The organism is Streptomyces sp. NPDC025721, assembly GCF_055558595.1.
Genome location: NZ_JBVHMF010000008.1, coordinates 163,407 through 178,748 on the forward strand (window position 1 = coordinate 163,407; position 15,342 = coordinate 178,748).

A 15,342-nucleotide genomic window follows, 5' to 3' on the forward strand; every position below is an offset into this window, starting at 1 on the left:
CCCTGCCCGCCCCCCGGCGGCCGTCGCCGCGCTCACGCGCGCTCATAGGCGTCGACGCAGATTACTGCGACCGGGGTTCCCCGGCACCCCCTGGCGGACGGCGGAAGGACGGCGGAAGGGCGGCGGCGGGTCGAGACGGTAGCCGTGGCCGCGCAGGGTGGTGACAGTGGGCATGCGGGGGACGGTGGGGGCGGTCGCGGCGGCCTGCTGGAGGCGCCGGCGGCGGCGATGCGGGTCGGGCCGCAGTTCGCGACGGGCGATCCGGTGGAACCGCCGCCGGGGCAGTGCGACGGGCGGCTCGGCGTCTACGACGAGACGTTGCGGCTGCGGACCGGCAGCGGACCGGCCGCCGCCGATACGGCGACCCGCCGCGCGCCCCTTCCCCGGCCGTACGCCCATGAGGGCGGCGGGGGGCATATCGGGACAGTAGGCTGGGCCGAACAGCGTCAGGCCCGTCGAGCAGGTGCAGGGGAGGTACGCCATGAGCGCGGAGATGGTCGCGCCCGCATGGATGCACGCTCCGATCACTGCCGAGCAGTACGCCTCCTGGTCGGAGGAGCAGTGCGCCGGGATCGAGATCGTGGACGGGATGGTCGTCGTGAGCCCCAGCGCGTCCAAGCGGCACAACCGCCTGGCGAGGATTCTGGCGAACGGGCTGGACGCCGCCTCCGGGGCGGACTGGAACGCGGACACGGACTTCGACGTGCGGCTCCAGGACGTGCCGCTGAGCAACCGCCGCCCGGACGTCGTCGTCTACCGCGCGGACACCATCGACGTCACGCCGACCCGGCCCGAGCACGTACTGCTGGTGGTCGAGGTGGTCTCGCCGGGCTCCGAGACCACCGACCGCATCGTGAAGGTCGACCAGTACGCGAAGGCCGGCATCCCCTTCTACTGGCGCGTCGAACAGACCGCCACGGGCGTCCCGTTGGTCTACACGTACGTCCTCGACCCCGCGGGCACGGCCTACCGCGACGGTGACGTGTTCACCGGCACCGTGAAGGCCGTGGTCCCCTTCGCCGCGGAGATCGACCTCGGCTCGGTCTGAACCGCGGAGCGGCCGGGGTCAGGGCGGGTCAGGTCAGGGCAGGGCGGGTCAGGGCAGGGCGGGTCAGGTCAGGCGGCCGGATTTCAGTTCGTGTTCGAGGCGTTGGCCCTCGATGTCGGGGTCGGGGATGTATGTGGAGAACCACTGGGGGTGGTACCAGACCTTGGAGCGGACGATGGCGAGGACGGCGGGGACGAGGGTGAGGCGGACGACGAAGGCGTCGAGGAAGACGCCGGCGGCGAAGCTGAAGCCGATGGCCTTGATGGTGGGGTCGTCGGTGAACATGAAGGCGACGAAGATGAAGAACATGATGAGGGCCGCGGCGGTGACGACGCGGGCGGACAGGCCGGTGCCGCGCTGGACGGCCCGGCGGGCGTCGCCGTTCTTCGTGTACTCCTCCTTGATGCGGGAGACGACGAAGACCTCGTAGTCGCTGGACAGGCCGAAGATGATGGCCAGCATGATGATCGGCAGGAAGCTGATCGTCTCGGTCGGCGTGATGCCGAAGATCCGCTGGCCCCAGCCCCATTGGAAGGTCGCCACCTGGGCGCCGAGGGCCGCGGCCATCGACAGCAGGAAGCCGAGGATGGACTTGATCGGCACCAGGATGGTGCGGAAGGCGAAGGTCAGCAGGATGAAGGCCAGGCCGACCACGACGATCAGGAAGACCGGCAGCGCGCTGGACAGTTTGGCCGAGACGTCGATGTTGGAGGCCGTGGTGCCACCGACGAGGATGTCGGTGCCGGTCTGACCTTCGAGCTGCTGCCGGTCGTCGCGCAGGGTGTGCACGAGGTCGGCGGTGGCGGGGTCGTTCGGCCCGGTCTTGGGGATCACGCGGATCAGCGAGACCCCGTTCTTGGAGGCCAGCGGCGTCACCTTGACGACGCCCGGCACCTTGGTGAGCCGCGCCGCGATGGCCGCGGTGTCCGCCGGGCTGCTGGTGTTCTGCGCGACGATCAGCAGCGCGCCGTTGAAACCGGCGCCGAAGCCCTCGGTGGTGAGGTCGTACGCCTTGCGCTGGGTGGTGCTCTTCGGCTGGGAGGCGCTGCTGGGCAGGCCGAGCCGGATGTCGAGGGCGGGGATGGCCAGCACGCCGAGCAGGGCGACGCCGCCGATGAGTACGAGGATGCGGTGGCGTACGACGAAGCGGGCCCAGCGGGCGCCGTTGGGGCTGTCCGGGTCGGCGGCCGAACGGCGGGCGACCCGCTCCGCGCGGGCGCCGAGCCAGGGCAGCCGGGTGAATGTGGCAACCTTGGTCCCGGCGAAGCCGAGCATCGCGGGCAGCAGGGTCAGCGCGATGAGCAGCGCGACGGCGACCGAGGCCGCGGCGGCCAGACCCATGACGGTGAGGAACGGGATGCCGACGACGGTGAGCCCGCACAGCGCGATGATCACGGTGAGCGCGGCGAAGACGACGGAGCTGCCCGCCGTGCCCATGGCCAGCGGCACGGACTCCTCGGGCGTCATGCCGTTGAGCAGGTTCGTACGGTGCCGGGACAGGATGAACAGGCCGTAGTCGATGCCGCAGGAGAGCCCGAGCATCAGCGCGACGGTGGTGGAGGCCGAGGCGATGGTGACCACGGACGCGACGGCCGTGATGGCCATCAGCGTGGTGACGACGCCGATGATCGCGCCCAGGATCGGCATGCCCGCCGCGGCGAACGCCCCGAAGGTGATCATCAGGATGAAGAAGGCGACGATCAGGCCGATGAGTTCGGGCAGCTCGGAGATCACCTGCCGCCAGCCCGGATAGACGCTGCCGTTGTACTCGACCTGGACGCCGTCCGCCCGTACGGGCTTCATCGCGTCGTTGAACAGGTCGAGGTTGGCGTCCTTGACGTCGGTGGCCGCCGCCGACCACTGCACCTGGCCGAGCGCGATCTTGTCGTCCTGCGAGACGAGCTTGCCCTGGAACGGGTCGACGACGTTGGAGACCTGAGGGACCGTCCGCAGCTTGGTCATGGCCGACTCGATCACCTTCATGGTGGCCGGGTCGGTGACCTTCCTGCTGCCCTGGGTCGTCGCGAAGACGATCGTGCTCTGGCCGCCGCTGAAGGCGGGCAGCTTGGCGGACAGGACGTCGGACGCGTTCTGCGCCTCGGTGCCGGGGATCGTGAAGTTGTCGTTGGTCTTCCCGCCGCTGATCTGGGCGGCGGCGATGGCGACCACGGCCGCCACCAGCCACAACGCCAGGACCAGCCGTCGGCGCCGGAAGGCGAGCCGGGCGAGTCGGTACAAATAGCTTGACATGGGTACATATCTCCACGGCCGGTTCGGGTAGCGCACGCCGAGCCTGACGTTAAGCATTCACTAGCCGCAGGTCAAGTAAATCGCTTGCCAACGTATGGTGAGTCGCTGGACATCGGCAGGTGAGTCACTAGTCTTTGGCTGGCGAGTGACCGGGCCTCGGCCGGTGATCCGGCACGCCCTCGACCAGCCCCCGGCCGGTGAGACGGGCCGCCCGCAACGGTCCCCGGCCGGTGAGACGGGCCGCCCGCAACGGTCCCCGGCCGGTGAGACGGGCCGCCCGCAACGGTCCCCGGCCGGTGATCCGGCACGCCCGCGACCAGCCCCCGGCCGGTGATCCGGCACGCCCGCGACCAGCCCCCGGCCGGTGAGACGGGCCGCCCGCGACCGGCCCGCGACGGGCCCGCGAGGGGGCCGTGACCCGCCGGACGACCGGCTTCCGGGCCCCCGGCGGCTTGTATGCTGCGGTGCGGTCCTCGCGGCCCACGAAGGAGGAGCAAGAACCATGCCGACGCCTGCCAAGGGCATGTCCACCCGTGCGGCGCAGGCCGAGCAGACCAGGCAGCAGATCCTGGACACCGCCCAGCGGCTCTTCCTCGAACTCGGCTACAACGCCACCTCGCTCCAGATGATCGCCGACGAGCTGGGCCTGACGAAGGCCGCCGTCTACTACCACTTCCGCGCGAAGGGCGACATCCTGCACGCGGCGATGCAGCCCGGCATGCGCCGGATGGAGACGCTGCTGGACGACGCCGACGCGATGCGCGGCCGGCGGGCGCGCATCGAGCACGTGGTCAACGGCTTCGCCGAATTCCTCGTCACCAACCGGCACTACGCCGTGATGGCCTCCACCGATCCGGACGCGCGGCACACCACCAAGAACCACGAAGAGGTGGCCGCACTGCACCGGCGCGGCCTCACCCTCTTCTACGGCGAGCAGCCGACACCCGCCGAACGCATCGCCTACAGCACCGCCCTCCTCGCCCCGGAGACCCTGCCGCTCCTCGCCGACCTCTCCGACGAGGAGCTGGGGGAAGCGCTACGGACGACGATGCTGCGGATTCTGCGGGTGCCGAGGGCGTAGCGCCCGCACGTCGGTCCGCGCGGGTGCGCGAGCCGGAGTTCCAGGACCGTGTGGTCGCCGAGACCCGCGCCTTCCTGCCCACGGCGCCCGCCTGACGGTCCGTCATCGCGGCACCGACGTCAGGACGCCGTGCGCGCCACGTAGATCGTGTTGGTCGCCTCGCCGTCCTGGAGCGGGTTGGGGAAGGTGACGACGTGGGCCTCGGCCGTGGCGAAGGTCTCGCGGAGGGTGGCGGTGAAGGGGTCGTCCGGCGGGTCGTTGGACCACAGGGCGAACACGCCGCCGGGGTGGAGGTGGGCGGCCAGCCGCCGCAGGCCGTCCGGGCGGTAGAGGGCGGCGTGCCGGGGGTGGAGGACGTGGGCGGGCGAGTGGTCGACGTCCAGGAGCACGGCGTGGAAGCGGCGGCCGGGCGTCTCGGGGTCGAGCCCGTCGGCGTCGGCGGCCAGGGCGAAGAAGTCGCCGTGCACGAAGCGGCAGCGCGGGTCGGCCGTCAACTCCGCGCCCAGCGGCACCAGATGCTCCCGGTGCCAGCCGATCACCTCGGCGAGCGCGTCGATGACGACCAGCGACCGTACGCGCGCGTCCTCCAGCGCCGCGCGCGCGGTGTAGCCGAGGCCGAGCCCGCCGACGGCGACATCCGCGTACGAGTCCCCTCCATCGTCCCCATCCCCATCCCCGTCCCCGTCCCCGTCCGGGAGTTCGGCCAGGCCGAGCCGGGACAGCGCGATCTCACCGGCGGTGAACAGGCTCGACATCAGGAACTCGTCGCCGAGTTTGACCTCGTGCACGTCCTCGCCGGTCGCCACGTCCCGCCGTCGCCGCAGGCTGATCTCGCCCATCGGCGTCGGACGCCAGTCGATCTCCTCGAAGCGACGGCTCACGTGCTTTTCCTCCGGCCCGACGGCAGCGTTGTACGGGCCAAGGTAGCGGCCCGCGCGGCCTCCGCCTCACCAGCCGTCAACCGCCAGCCCGACCGCGCGGCCGACCGTGCGCCGTCCGGCCGGTGTCACCTCACCCGTCGATCAGGCGTTCCGCCGTGAACCCGAACAGCCGCCGCGCCGCCGCCGTGTCGACCGGTGCCGTACGGCCGGGCAGCGGACGCAGTACGCGGGTCGTCGGGTGGAAGCGGCGCATCAACTCCTCGGTGGGGAAGGGCACCAGGATCTCGGGCGCGCACACGTGCACGACATGCGCGCCGGGTTCCGTCACCCGCAGGGCCAGCAGCGCGGCCCGCGCCGCGTCGCCGACCTCCAGATACGTCCACAAGTCCCGCGCGCCGTACGCCGGTTGCTCGGTGACCAGCGCCGCGTGCGCCCGCAGCCGCTCCTCGAAGCCGCCGACGTACGGGTAGCGCAGGCAGACCACGCTCATGGCGTGCCGACGCGCCATCATGGCGGCGGTCACCTCGTCCACCTGCTTGGACAGCCCGTACGGGTCCTCGACCTGGCCGGGCATGGCGGCGTCCACGGGGACGTACGGCGGGTGCGGGGCCGGGTCGCCGGTCCAGGGCAGTCCCGTGACCCCCCACGAACTGGCCAGTGCCACGTGCCGCACCCCGGCCCGCCCGGCCTCCTCCAGTACGGAGAAGGTGGCGAGCGTGTTGCCGCTGAACACCTCCTGCGGCGTGTTGCGTTCGGGCGTCGGGATCGCCGCCAGGTGGACGACCGCGTCGGCGCCGTCCAGGGACCTGCGGACGGTCTCCGGGTCGGCCGCGTCGCCGGTCACGACCAGCCGTGCGCCGAGCCGGCCCAGGTCGCCGGGGTCGTCGAGGACCAGCGCGTTCGCCTCGACGCCGCGCTCGGCGAGCAGCGCGAGGACCGCCCGTCCGATCCGCCCGGCCGCCCCGGTGACCAGCACCCTTGTGACCACCGCCAACTCCCTTACCTGTAGGCCCGTACGGCGACGACGTGCGCGGACGCGGCGCCGTTGGTCGCCTCGACGACGATCCGTACCGCGCGGGCGGTGACCGGCTCCTCCAGGACGTGGACCCGACGGCGGCGCCGGTTGGCCGTCACGCGGTCCACCACCCGCCAGTCGGCCCCGGCCGCGTCGCGCACCTCCACCCGATAGTCCCGTACCAGCGTCGGGAGCGTGTCGAAGGGGGTCCTGTGGTGGTGCAGATTGATCAGGTCCTCGTTGACGTCGTCGTCCGCGACGACCTCGATCCGGCGCAGCGCGACCGGCTCGTCCCACGCCAACTCCAGCCATTCCGGCGCGCCTTCGCGCACCGGCTCCGAGACCCACAGGTGCGGGCCCGCGTACGGCCGCACGTATCCGTCGACCGCCTTGGCGGGCGCGAACGCGGCCGTCTCCCCCGCCCGCAGGCAGAAGGTCCGCCGCAGCAGGCCGGAGTCCGTCCACTCGCGCAGCGGCTGCGGCGACTCGTCCTGCGGTCGCAGCGGCACCCGCGTGAAGCACAGCACGCCGGGCGTCGGCCGGTCGGCGACGCGCAGCGCGAGCGCCGGGTCGGCGCGGACGACGACGAAGGCGTTGCGCGGGGTGTCCGGCGCCCACTCCAGGCCGGTCTTGACCCACTGCCCGCGCCCGGCGGCGACCGGGACCGACACCGAGCCGACCAGGCGGCGCGGCACATAGTTCTGCCCCAGCTCCGGGTCGTACAGCTCGACGGTCAGCACGGTGTCGCGCGCGGCGTCCAGCAGCAGTTCGAGGCCGGTGAGCGCGGGGTCGGCCGGGAGGACGAGGCCCGCGTCGGCGGTCAGCGGCCAGGTGGCGTCGGAGGTCTCGACGGTCAGGTCCGCCAGGGTGCTGGACGCCGTCGCCGTCGCCCGCAGCGCCAGGTCGTCCGGGTCGTCGGAGGCCAGCCCGATCACCGAGGCGTCCTCGCGGAGCAACGCCCGGTGCAGCGACGCCACTTCCAGCTCGCGCGGGGAGATCCCGGCGTCCGCGCACAGCGCCGCCGCCGTGCCCGCCGCCTGCCCGATCGTCGCGCAGGTGGCCATCACCCGCGTCGAGCCGAAGGCCACGTGGCTGGCGGAGATGTTCCGCCCGGCGAAGAGCAGATTGGCGGTGTTCACCGAGTACAGGCTGCGGTACGGAATGTGGTAAATGCCGTCCGCGTAGCGCTGTTTGGCGCCCGCCTCGGTGGCGTACATGCCCTGCGGCGGGTGCAGGTCGATGGACCAGCCGCCGAAGGCGACGCGGTCGGCGAATTCGGTCTGGCCGAGGATGTCGCCCTGGTGGAGGACGTAGTCGCCGAGGAAGCGCCGGTATTCGCGCTTGCCGGGCAGCGAGCCGACCCACTCCAGCGTCATGGTCTCGGCGTCGAACTCGCCGGAGTTCTTGATGTGGTCCCAGATGCCGTAGATGACCGACCACAGCTCGTCGCGGATGCGCTCGTTGTCGTGGACGGTGTCCAGTTCGCCGCCGAACTCGATCCACCAGTACGCGCAGCCGTTGTCGCCCGCCTTGATGATGCGGCGCTGCGGGATGGACGTCGTGGTGATGTCCTTGGCGAAGTCCGGCGGCACGTACGTGACGGGGCGGCCGGCGTCCTTGGTGTAGAACAGCAGCGTCGAGCCGAGCGTGATGTCGTCGGCGGTCTCGGGCGCCCACGGCTCGTCGTACTCCGCGCGCGCCTCGCGGCCGATGCGGTGCCTGGCCCCGGCCAGGTAGCCGATCAGGCCGTCGCCGGTGCAGTCGAGGAACACCTCGCTCTCGAAGCGGACGCGCCGCTCGGAGCCCATGGTCCAGCCGGTCAGCGCGGTGATCCGGCGCGCGTCCTCGGGACCTTCGGCGTCGACCTCGCGCACATCGGTGTTGAGGTACAGCGTGATGTTGGGCTCGGCGCGCACGGCGTCGAGCACCACGGTGTCCCAGTAGTACGGGTTCCCGTCCGGGTTGCGGTACTGGTTCTCGACGAACAGCTCGCCCATGATGCCGCCCTCGCGGGCGTGGTGGTTCTTGCCGTGCCCGGTGGCACCGCAGACCCACACGCGGACCTCGCTGCTCGAATTGCCGCCGAGCACCGGCCTGTTGTTGACCAGCGCCACGGTCCGGCCCAGCCGGGCGGCGGCGACGGCCGCGCAGACCCCGGCCAGGCCGCCGCCGACGACGGTGATGTCGTGCCGTGCGGTGTCGTTCCTCATGACGTCCTCATGACTCTTCTCGGCCCCTCATGACGTGCTTACTTCCAGTCGGGGTTGGCGGCGAGGCCGTAGTAGACGCGCGGCGCTCCGTCCAGGGTGAGCGTGACCTTCCCGCCGGCCGCGTTCAACGTCCGCTCCTCGCCGACGCAGTTGAGTTCCCGCACCGTCCCGGCCACGGTCCCGGAGTGCGCGACGACCTGCGTCTTCGTCGGCCACGGGTCGGTCCACGGCTCGGGCGAGGCGTACCAGGAGCCGGCGCCGTGGTCGGCGTTGAGGACGTAGCCGTCCTTGCGGGTCCACAGGATCGACACCGGGCCCGAGGGCGTGGTGAACAGCAGCCCCTTCACGTCCGCGTCGGCGAAGACCAACGGCCTTACGTACGTGGCCTGGTCGAGGACGCGCGCGGCCGTCGCGTACGCCAGCAGCGACGGCTTGGCGCTGGTGTCGCGGTGCATCATGCCGCAGTGGAACTCGACGTTGTCCGGGTCGGCCTCCTGCGGGTGGTGGATCGTCGAGTCGTGCAACTGGTACCAGTTGACGCCGCGCACGCCCTCGGACTTGGCCAGCGCCAGGCTCAGCAGCACGTTCTCGGCGGCGTGCCGGTAGGTGTCCTGCCACCAGGAGTTGGGCTTGGTGGGGGCGTACGCCTCGGACATCCACAGCTCCTTCGGCCCGTACTCGGCGATGATCTCCTTGGCCTTGCGCAGCGCGCCGAGGAAGTTCCAGTAGGTGCCGGTGGTGCCCTCCACCCAGTCGTCGGGCGAAGGGGCGTAGTCGGGGGTGAAGTTGCCGCGCCCCGGGTGGAAGGCGAAGGCGTCGATGAGGTCCCAGCCGCCCGCCTGCTGGAACTTCTCGGTCCACACGTAGTCCATGCCGCCGAGGCCCGCGTTCATGACCTTCATCGTGGAACCGGCCGCCGTCAGCCGGTCGGTGACCTGCTTCAGCCCGTCGCTGATGTACGCCTCGACGCCCCGGCCCTCCATCCAGGGGGCGTTCACCTCGTTGCCGACCTCGAAGTACTCCGCGGCGGCGGCGGTCGCCTTCGCGGTGTTGGTGTCGGCCCAGGCGACGATCTGGTCCGCGCTGCCGCCGATCGGGATGCCGCTCAGCTCCACGTTGTGGTGGATGCCGTGGGCGTCGAGGGTCGCGGTGTCGATGCCGGGCGCGCCCGCGTAGGCGATCCTGATCCGCTTCACGCCGATCAGCTTCAGCAGCGCCAGCACGTCGGCCTGGCTCGGCTTGAGCAGCCAGGGGTAGTTGGCGAGGCCGAACATCGACTCGCCGCCCGCCTGATAGGCGAAGTCGGGCAGCACCGACAGGTTGGTCCTGGCGAGCGCGGAGTCGGCGCCGCTCACGGCGCTGACCTCGGTGAAGACGATGCCGTGCGCGGGGGCGGCGACCGGGAAGGAGGCGTCCCAGGCGGTGCCCGCGGCGACGGTCTGCGAGACGGTGCCGCCCGCGATCTGCGTGCCCGCGAAGTCCCGCGCCCACCAGGTCACGGTGACCGGCTTGGCCGCCGGACCGCCGTTGACCACCTGCGCCTTGAGCGTCATCGTCTGCCCGGCGGTCTTGTAGAGGTTGAACGGCTGGTCGGTCCACACCTCCACGCCCAGCGGCCTGCCCGCCGCCAGCACCCCGGCGCCGCGCGGGCGCAGCCCGCCGAGGACGAAGTCCACCGTCGTGGCGGCGGTGTCCGTGCCCGTAGACGCGCCGGGGGTGTGCAGCCATGTGGCCGTCGTATAGGTGGAGTTGCTGGCGGCCAGGCAGAAGGAGCCCCGGGTGTCGGACCAGGTCTCGGTGTACGCGGCGCCCGCGTTGACCTCGTACGGGATGCCGCCGCGCGGGTCCTTCGTCCAGGTGGTCAGCGCCTCGTACGACTCGGCCGCGCTCGGCGTCTGGACGGTGCGGGCGACCATGAAGCCGGTGGGCGTCAGGGTGGTGGAGCCGCCGACCTCCCAGGACATGTGGGCCTTGTGCGCGGTGACGTCGAAGGTGCCGCGCACCGTGACGCCGGACGCGCCGCTGCCCATGGTGTACGTGATCCGCACGGCGGGGCGGCCGTCGGGCAGCGTGACCTGCGTCGGCGTGCCGCCGTAGGTGCGCTGCTGGCCGAGGACGCTGTCCTTGATCATGAAGTGGCTGATCAGGACGCGGGCGGTGCCCGAGCCGTCGCTGATCAGGACGCTGCCGTCGCTCTGGCCGACGAGCGTGATGCCGTCGGCGGAGACGGTGACCGCGCCCGCGGCGTGCGCGTTCTGGGCGGCGACGGCCGGGAGCAGCGCGGCCCCGGTGGCGACGGCCGTGCCCTGGAGGAATGTGCGGCGTGCGACTGGCATGGAGGTGCCTCTCTCTTGTCCCGAAGAGAAGGTGCGTGGATGAAGCGGGGGGGTGCGGGCGTACTCAGCCCTTGACGCCGGTGAAGCCGAGCCCGGCCACGATGTACTTCTGGCCGACGGCGAAGAACAGGATCGGCGGCGCGACGGCGAGCACCATGGCCGCGATGAGCTGGTCCTGCGGTGCCTGGGTGGCAAGTTGGGCGAGGGCGACGCTGATCGGCTGCTTCTCCGGATCGGTGAGCGCGACCAGCGGCCAGATGAAGTCCTTCCAACTGTGCATGACCGCGAGGAGGCTGATCACGGCGAGCACCGGCCTGCTCATCGGCAGCACGATCCTGGTGAGCAGTTGCCAGGTGTTCGCCCCGTCGACCCGTGCCGCGTCGAAGAGTTCCTTCGGCAGCGCGTCGAAGAACTGCTTGGCGAGCAGCACCGTGAAGCCGTTGGTCCCGGCGGGCAGCCAGATCGCCCAGTACGTGTCGCCGAGGTTGAGGTGCAGCAGCGGCAGGTCGATGACGGTCATGAAGAGGCTGACCATGTTCACCGTGTACGGCACGAACATCGTGGCCAGGATCGCGCCGTAGACGGCCTTGCCGAAGCGCGGCTTGAGGACCGACAGCGCGAAGCCCGCCGTCGCGGAGACGAAGAGCTGTACGAACCACGATCCGCCGACCACCAGGAAGGTGTTCATCAGATAGCGGCCGACGCTCAGGTCGGTGTACGCGGTGGCGAAGTTGCCCAGCCGCGGCCGGTCGGGCCACAACGCCAGCGGGTGGTTGGTGAGTTCGGTGGGCGCGGACACCGCGCCCTTGACCATCCAGTACAGCGGTCCGATGCCGATGAGCAGCAGCAGGATCAGTGTCAGCGCCTGGACGGAGCGGACGGCCGCCCGTACGCCGGGCCGCCGCCGGTCGTGGGCGGAGACGAAGGTGGTGAGGGATTCGCTCAGCAGGGTCATGACGTGCTCCAGCCGCGGGTGGCGCGCAGATACACCCCGGACAGCAGGCCCAGCGCGAGCACCATCAGGAAGGAGAGCGCGGCGGCCTGGCCGTACTCGCCGTCCTGGAAGGCGTAGCGGAAGATCAGCAGCAGTACGGTCAGCGTCGCGTTGTCGGGGCCGCCGCCGGTGAAGACGTACGGCTCGGTGAAGACCTGCACGGTGTTGATGAGCTGGACCAGCAGCAACAGGCCGATGACCGAGCGCAGTTGGGGCAGCATGATGTGCCAGATCCGGCGCCAGACGCCCGCGCCGTCCACCTCGGCGGCCTCGTACAGCTCGCCGGGGATGCCGACCATCGCGGCCAGGTAGATCAGCACGGCGCCGCCCATCCCGGCCCAGGTGGCCTCCAGGACCAGCGAGAGCATCGCGGTGTCGGAGGACTCCAGCCAGGTGTACGGGCCGAGGCCGACCTTGCCGAGCGCGGTGTTGAACAGGCCGCTGCCCGGGTCGTAGAACCACTTCCACAGCAGGATCGCGACCACGGGCGGGATGACGACCGGCAGATAGACCAGGAAGCGGTACACCCCCGCGCCGCGCCGTACCGTCGACATCACCGCGGCCAGGATCAGCGGCGCGGGGAACCCGATCAGCAGACCGAGGCCGACGAAGAACAGGGTGTTGCCGACGGCGGTGCCGAGCAGCGGATCGTCGAAGACCGCGCGGAAGTTGTCGAAGCCGACCCAGACGGCGGGATCGACGAGGTTGGTCCGCTGGAAGCTCAGCAGCAGGCTGCGGACGATCGGCCACCAGGCGAACAGCCCGAAGACCAGCACGGCCGGGAGCAGGAACAGCCAGGCCGTGATCTGCTTGCGCGCGGCGGTCCCGCCGCGGCGGCGGCCCGCGCTCCCCTGGGCGGGGGCGACGGGTGCGGGCGCGGCGCGCCGGGAGTGGGTGAGCAGGCTCATGAACGGCTACTTCTGGGTGGACTGGTCGGTGGCGAGCTTGGCGTTGACGTCCTTCTCCGCCTTCGCGAGCAGCGCGTCGACGTCCGCGCCGCGGTCGGTGAGCACCGCCTGCACGACCGGGTCTAGCGCGGTGTACAGCGTCTGCGCCTCGTACGGCGGCTCGGGCTTGAGGTCGAGCGTGCCCAGCCCCTGGGTGTACGGCGCGAAGTTGTCGAGCTCGACGTTCACGTACGGCTTGATCGCCGCGTTGATCTCGGTCTGCCGCGCGGTGTCGAAGACCGGCAACGTCGGTACGCCGACCGCCGACTTGGGGTCGGCCGCCAGCGCCTTGGCCTGGCCCGCGGCGGCTTCGGTGCTGTACTGCGGCTCGGCGTAGGCGAAGGTCAGCCACTTCACGGCGGCCGCCGCGTGCTTGGTGTCGGCGGACTTGGGCACCATGTAGATGTCGCCGCCGGTCAGGGTCGCGTTGCCGCCGGACTGCGGCATCGAGGCGACGCCGAAGTCGTCGGTGTTCTCCATGCCGAACTGCGTCTTGGCCAGCCGGTAGGTGCCGGGGCTGCCCATGAACATCCCGACCTGTCCGGCCGCGAACTGCTTGATGACGTCGTTCTGGTTGTTCAGCAGATTCCGGCCGAGCGAATTGTCGCTCCAGCGCATGTCCTTGAGCAGGCCGAGCGCCTTCTTCGTGGCCTCGCCTGTGAGGGTCGCGGTGTACGTGTCGCCCTGCCGCTGTTCGAGGTCGCCGCCGAACGCGTAGGAGAGCATGGCGAGTTGCCAGCCGCCCTGGTTGTCCTTGGACTCCTGGACGAAGCCCGCCCTGCCGGTCTTCGCGGCGATCGCCTTGGCGTCGGCGCGGACCTCGTCCCACGTCGTCGGCGGCTTGTCGGGGTCGAGCCCGGCGGCCTTGAACAGCGCGCGGTTGTAGACCAGGCCCTGGGCGTAAGGATTCTGCGGGACGCCGTAGACCTGGCCCGCGCTGTCGCTCAGCGGCTTGAGGACCTGCGGGTTGAACTCCTTGAAGTGGTCCCAGGACTGGAGCTGGCCGCTGATCGACTGCACCTGCTTCTGCTGGATCAGCCGCTGCGGCTCGGTGAGCGGGACCTTGATGACATCCTCGACGTTGCCGCCGGCGAGCTTGGCGGAGAAGGTCAGCGGGTCGAAGACGGTGGTGGAGCCCTTGACCTTGATACCGGGGTTGGCCTTCTCGAAGTCTGCGACCTGCTGCTTGAAGAGGGTCAGCGCGGCCTTGTCGGTGGCGGGCGGCATGCCCTGGACGCGGAGGGTGAGGTCGCCGCCGCCGTCGACGCCGCCGGACTTGCTCGGGGTGACGGCGGAACAGGCCGTGAGGGCCACGGACACGGCTATGGCGGTGCAGCCGAGCAGGGCCGCATTGCGGGATTGTCTGGACATTTCGTCTCCACGGAGGGCAGGGTGAGGTCGGTGCGGGGTGCCTTGCTGTGAATGGGGGGACGCGGTTCCCGGGGCGGGTCGCGCCGATGTGCGCCGTGGCGGCCGGTGGCCGCGGGTACGGCGGGTGACTCAGCGGCCCGGCGCGGGCCCGGTGGAGGCGCGGGGGACCAGCCGGGAGCCGATCTCCACGAAGGGGGTGGCCCGCGGGTCGACGGGCGCGTCGGCACGCGCCGCGCCGTGGCCCGCGATGGTCTCCAGGAGCAGGTCGGCCGCCCGGGTGGCGACCTCCTCCGGGTCGATCCTGATGGTGGTGAGGCTGGGGGTGGAGACGGACGCGAGCAGGGTGTCGTCGATGCCGATGACGCTGACGTCACCGGGCACGCTCACGCCGAGGCTCGCCATCTGGTGCAGGACGCCGAGGGCGACGAGGTCGTTGTGGGCGAGCACGGCCGTCGCGCCGTGCGCGGCGACCAGCGTGGCGGCCAGCACGCCCGTCTCGAACCGCGGCTCGTAGGGCCCGAGTTCGACGAAGGAGACGTCCTGCGCCTCGAAGGACTCGTGGATGGACTTGCCGCGGCTCAGCTCGTCCCGTGAGGCGTTGATGAACACGCACCGGCGGTGGCCGTACGCGCGCAGGTGTTCCACGGCCTGCGCGATCCCGGCCGACAGCGAGATCCGTACCTCGGGGATGCCGGGCACATGGCGGTTGACGACCACCAGCGGCATCTGGTCGGCCAGTTCGCCCAGCCGGTCCTCGGTGAGCGTGGACGCCCACAGCACCAGGCCGTCGACCCGCTTGGAGACCGCCGCGATCGTCTCCAGCTCGTCGGCCTCGCGCTCGTCGCTGTCGGCGACCAGCACGGTGTAGCCGAGCCGCCGGGCGCGGGCCTGCATCGCCTTGACGATGGGCGGGAAGAACGGGTTGGCGATGTCGGGGATGATCAGCCCGAGCGTGCCCGTGCCGCCGCCGCGCAGGCTGCGCGCCGCCGGGTTCGGCGCGTAACCGAGCTTCGCCGCGGCCTCCAGGATGCGCTGCCGGGTCTTCGGCTGCACCTGGTCGGGCGCCGTGAAGGCGCGGGAGACCGTCGACACCGATACGCCCGCGGCGCTCGCCACCTCCCGGATCGTGATTGCCACGGACCGCCTCCTCGCGTCGCTGCTGCCGGATGCCGGATGCCGGATGCCGGATGCCGGATGCCGGATGCCGGA

Annotated in this window: 12 protein-coding genes; 2 read left to right on the forward strand and 10 right to left on the reverse strand. The window is 71.2% G+C overall.

Annotation, left to right across the window (positions count from 1 at the left end):
- Nucleotides 1-42: 42 nt before the first annotated feature.
- Nucleotides 43-417: a hypothetical protein gene (locus ACZ4EF_RS14450; RefSeq protein ID WP_467504644.1), complete on the reverse strand. Its 375-nt coding sequence runs from the start codon at nucleotides 415-417 to the stop codon at nucleotides 43-45.
- A gap of 64 nt (nucleotides 418-481) precedes the next feature.
- Here ACZ4EF_RS14450 and ACZ4EF_RS14455 point away from each other — a divergent pair, with 64 nt between their 5' ends.
- Nucleotides 482-1,048 carry a Uma2 family endonuclease gene (locus ACZ4EF_RS14455; protein ID WP_467504646.1) on the forward strand — a complete coding sequence of 189 codons (567 nt, stop codon included), beginning with the start codon at nucleotides 482-484 and terminating at the stop codon, nucleotides 1,046-1,048.
- 63 nt (nucleotides 1,049-1,111) lie between these two features.
- Here the strand turns inward: ACZ4EF_RS14455 and ACZ4EF_RS14460 are convergent, their stop codons facing one another.
- Nucleotides 1,112-3,298, reverse strand: a complete 2,187-nt coding sequence (locus ACZ4EF_RS14460) for an MMPL family transporter (protein WP_355339819.1) — start codon at nucleotides 3,296-3,298, stop codon at nucleotides 1,112-1,114.
- Between the two features lie 502 nt (nucleotides 3,299-3,800).
- Here ACZ4EF_RS14460 and ACZ4EF_RS14465 point away from each other — a divergent pair.
- A complete protein-coding gene (locus ACZ4EF_RS14465; protein WP_355339816.1) occupies nucleotides 3,801-4,379 on the forward strand; it encodes a TetR/AcrR family transcriptional regulator in 579 nt (192 codons plus the stop codon).
- 119 nt (nucleotides 4,380-4,498) lie between these two features.
- On the opposite strand, the gene ACZ4EF_RS14470 is transcribed toward ACZ4EF_RS14465, so the two are convergent.
- The 8 genes from ACZ4EF_RS14470 to ACZ4EF_RS14505 form a co-directional block, all read right to left on the reverse strand.
- On the reverse strand, nucleotides 4,499-5,260 hold the full coding sequence (locus tag ACZ4EF_RS14470; RefSeq protein ID WP_355339813.1) for a polyamine aminopropyltransferase: 762 nt from the start codon (nucleotides 5,258-5,260) through the stop codon (nucleotides 4,499-4,501).
- Between the two features lie 130 nt (nucleotides 5,261-5,390).
- Complete coding sequence (locus ACZ4EF_RS14475; RefSeq protein ID WP_391121886.1) at nucleotides 5,391-6,248, reverse strand: NAD-dependent epimerase/dehydratase family protein; 858 nt, start codon at nucleotides 6,246-6,248, stop codon at nucleotides 5,391-5,393.
- 11 nt (nucleotides 6,249-6,259) lie between these two features.
- Nucleotides 6,260-8,485, reverse strand: coding sequence for an FAD-dependent oxidoreductase (locus ACZ4EF_RS14480; RefSeq protein ID WP_467504647.1), 2,226 nt, complete (start codon nucleotides 8,483-8,485; stop codon nucleotides 6,260-6,262).
- 38 nt (nucleotides 8,486-8,523) lie between these two features.
- On the reverse strand, nucleotides 8,524-10,821 hold the full coding sequence (locus ACZ4EF_RS14485; RefSeq protein ID WP_467504649.1) for a hypothetical protein: 2,298 nt from the start codon (nucleotides 10,819-10,821) through the stop codon (nucleotides 8,524-8,526).
- A 64-nt stretch (nucleotides 10,822-10,885) separates the two neighbouring features.
- Entirely contained in the window at nucleotides 10,886-11,776 is an 891-nt protein-coding gene (locus ACZ4EF_RS14490) for a carbohydrate ABC transporter permease (protein WP_391158551.1), read from the reverse strand.
- Nucleotides 11,773-12,723: a carbohydrate ABC transporter permease gene (locus ACZ4EF_RS14495; RefSeq protein ID WP_401851537.1), complete on the reverse strand. Its 951-nt coding sequence runs from the start codon at nucleotides 12,721-12,723 to the stop codon at nucleotides 11,773-11,775. Before ACZ4EF_RS14495 ends, ACZ4EF_RS14490 begins: the two co-directional genes overlap by 4 nt.
- A gap of 6 nt (nucleotides 12,724-12,729) precedes the next feature.
- Entirely contained in the window at nucleotides 12,730-14,133 is a 1,404-nt protein-coding gene (locus ACZ4EF_RS14500) for an ABC transporter substrate-binding protein (RefSeq protein ID WP_467504652.1), read from the reverse strand.
- Nucleotides 14,134-14,262: 129 nt separating this feature from the next.
- The gene (locus tag ACZ4EF_RS14505) at nucleotides 14,263-15,270 is read right to left on the reverse strand and encodes a LacI family DNA-binding transcriptional regulator (protein WP_467504654.1); all 1,008 of its coding nucleotides are present in this window, start codon (nucleotides 15,268-15,270) and stop codon (nucleotides 14,263-14,265) included.
- Nucleotides 15,271-15,342 lie beyond the last annotated feature (72 nt).

Coding starts and splice junctions, on each gene's coding strand:
- ACZ4EF_RS14450 (WP_467504644.1), bottom strand. CDS start 417: ATGCCCCCCGCCGCCCTCATGGGCGTACGGCCGGGGAAGGGGCGCGCG.
- ACZ4EF_RS14455 (WP_467504646.1), top strand. CDS start 482: ATGAGCGCGGAGATGGTCGCGCCCGCATGGATGCACGCTCCGATCACT.
- ACZ4EF_RS14460 (WP_355339819.1), bottom strand. CDS start 3,298: ATGTCAAGCTATTTGTACCGACTCGCCCGGCTCGCCTTCCGGCGCCGA.
- ACZ4EF_RS14465 (WP_355339816.1), top strand. CDS start 3,801: ATGCCGACGCCTGCCAAGGGCATGTCCACCCGTGCGGCGCAGGCCGAG.
- ACZ4EF_RS14480 (WP_467504647.1), bottom strand. CDS start 8,485: ATGAGGAACGACACCGCACGGCACGACATCACCGTCGTCGGCGGCGGC.
- ACZ4EF_RS14485 (WP_467504649.1), bottom strand. CDS start 10,821: ATGCCAGTCGCACGCCGCACATTCCTCCAGGGCACGGCCGTCGCCACC.
- ACZ4EF_RS14490 (WP_391158551.1), bottom strand. CDS start 11,776: ATGACCCTGCTGAGCGAATCCCTCACCACCTTCGTCTCCGCCCACGAC.
- ACZ4EF_RS14495 (WP_401851537.1), bottom strand. CDS start 12,723: ATGAGCCTGCTCACCCACTCCCGGCGCGCCGCGCCCGCACCCGTCGCC.
- ACZ4EF_RS14500 (WP_467504652.1), bottom strand. CDS start 14,133: ATGTCCAGACAATCCCGCAATGCGGCCCTGCTCGGCTGCACCGCCATA.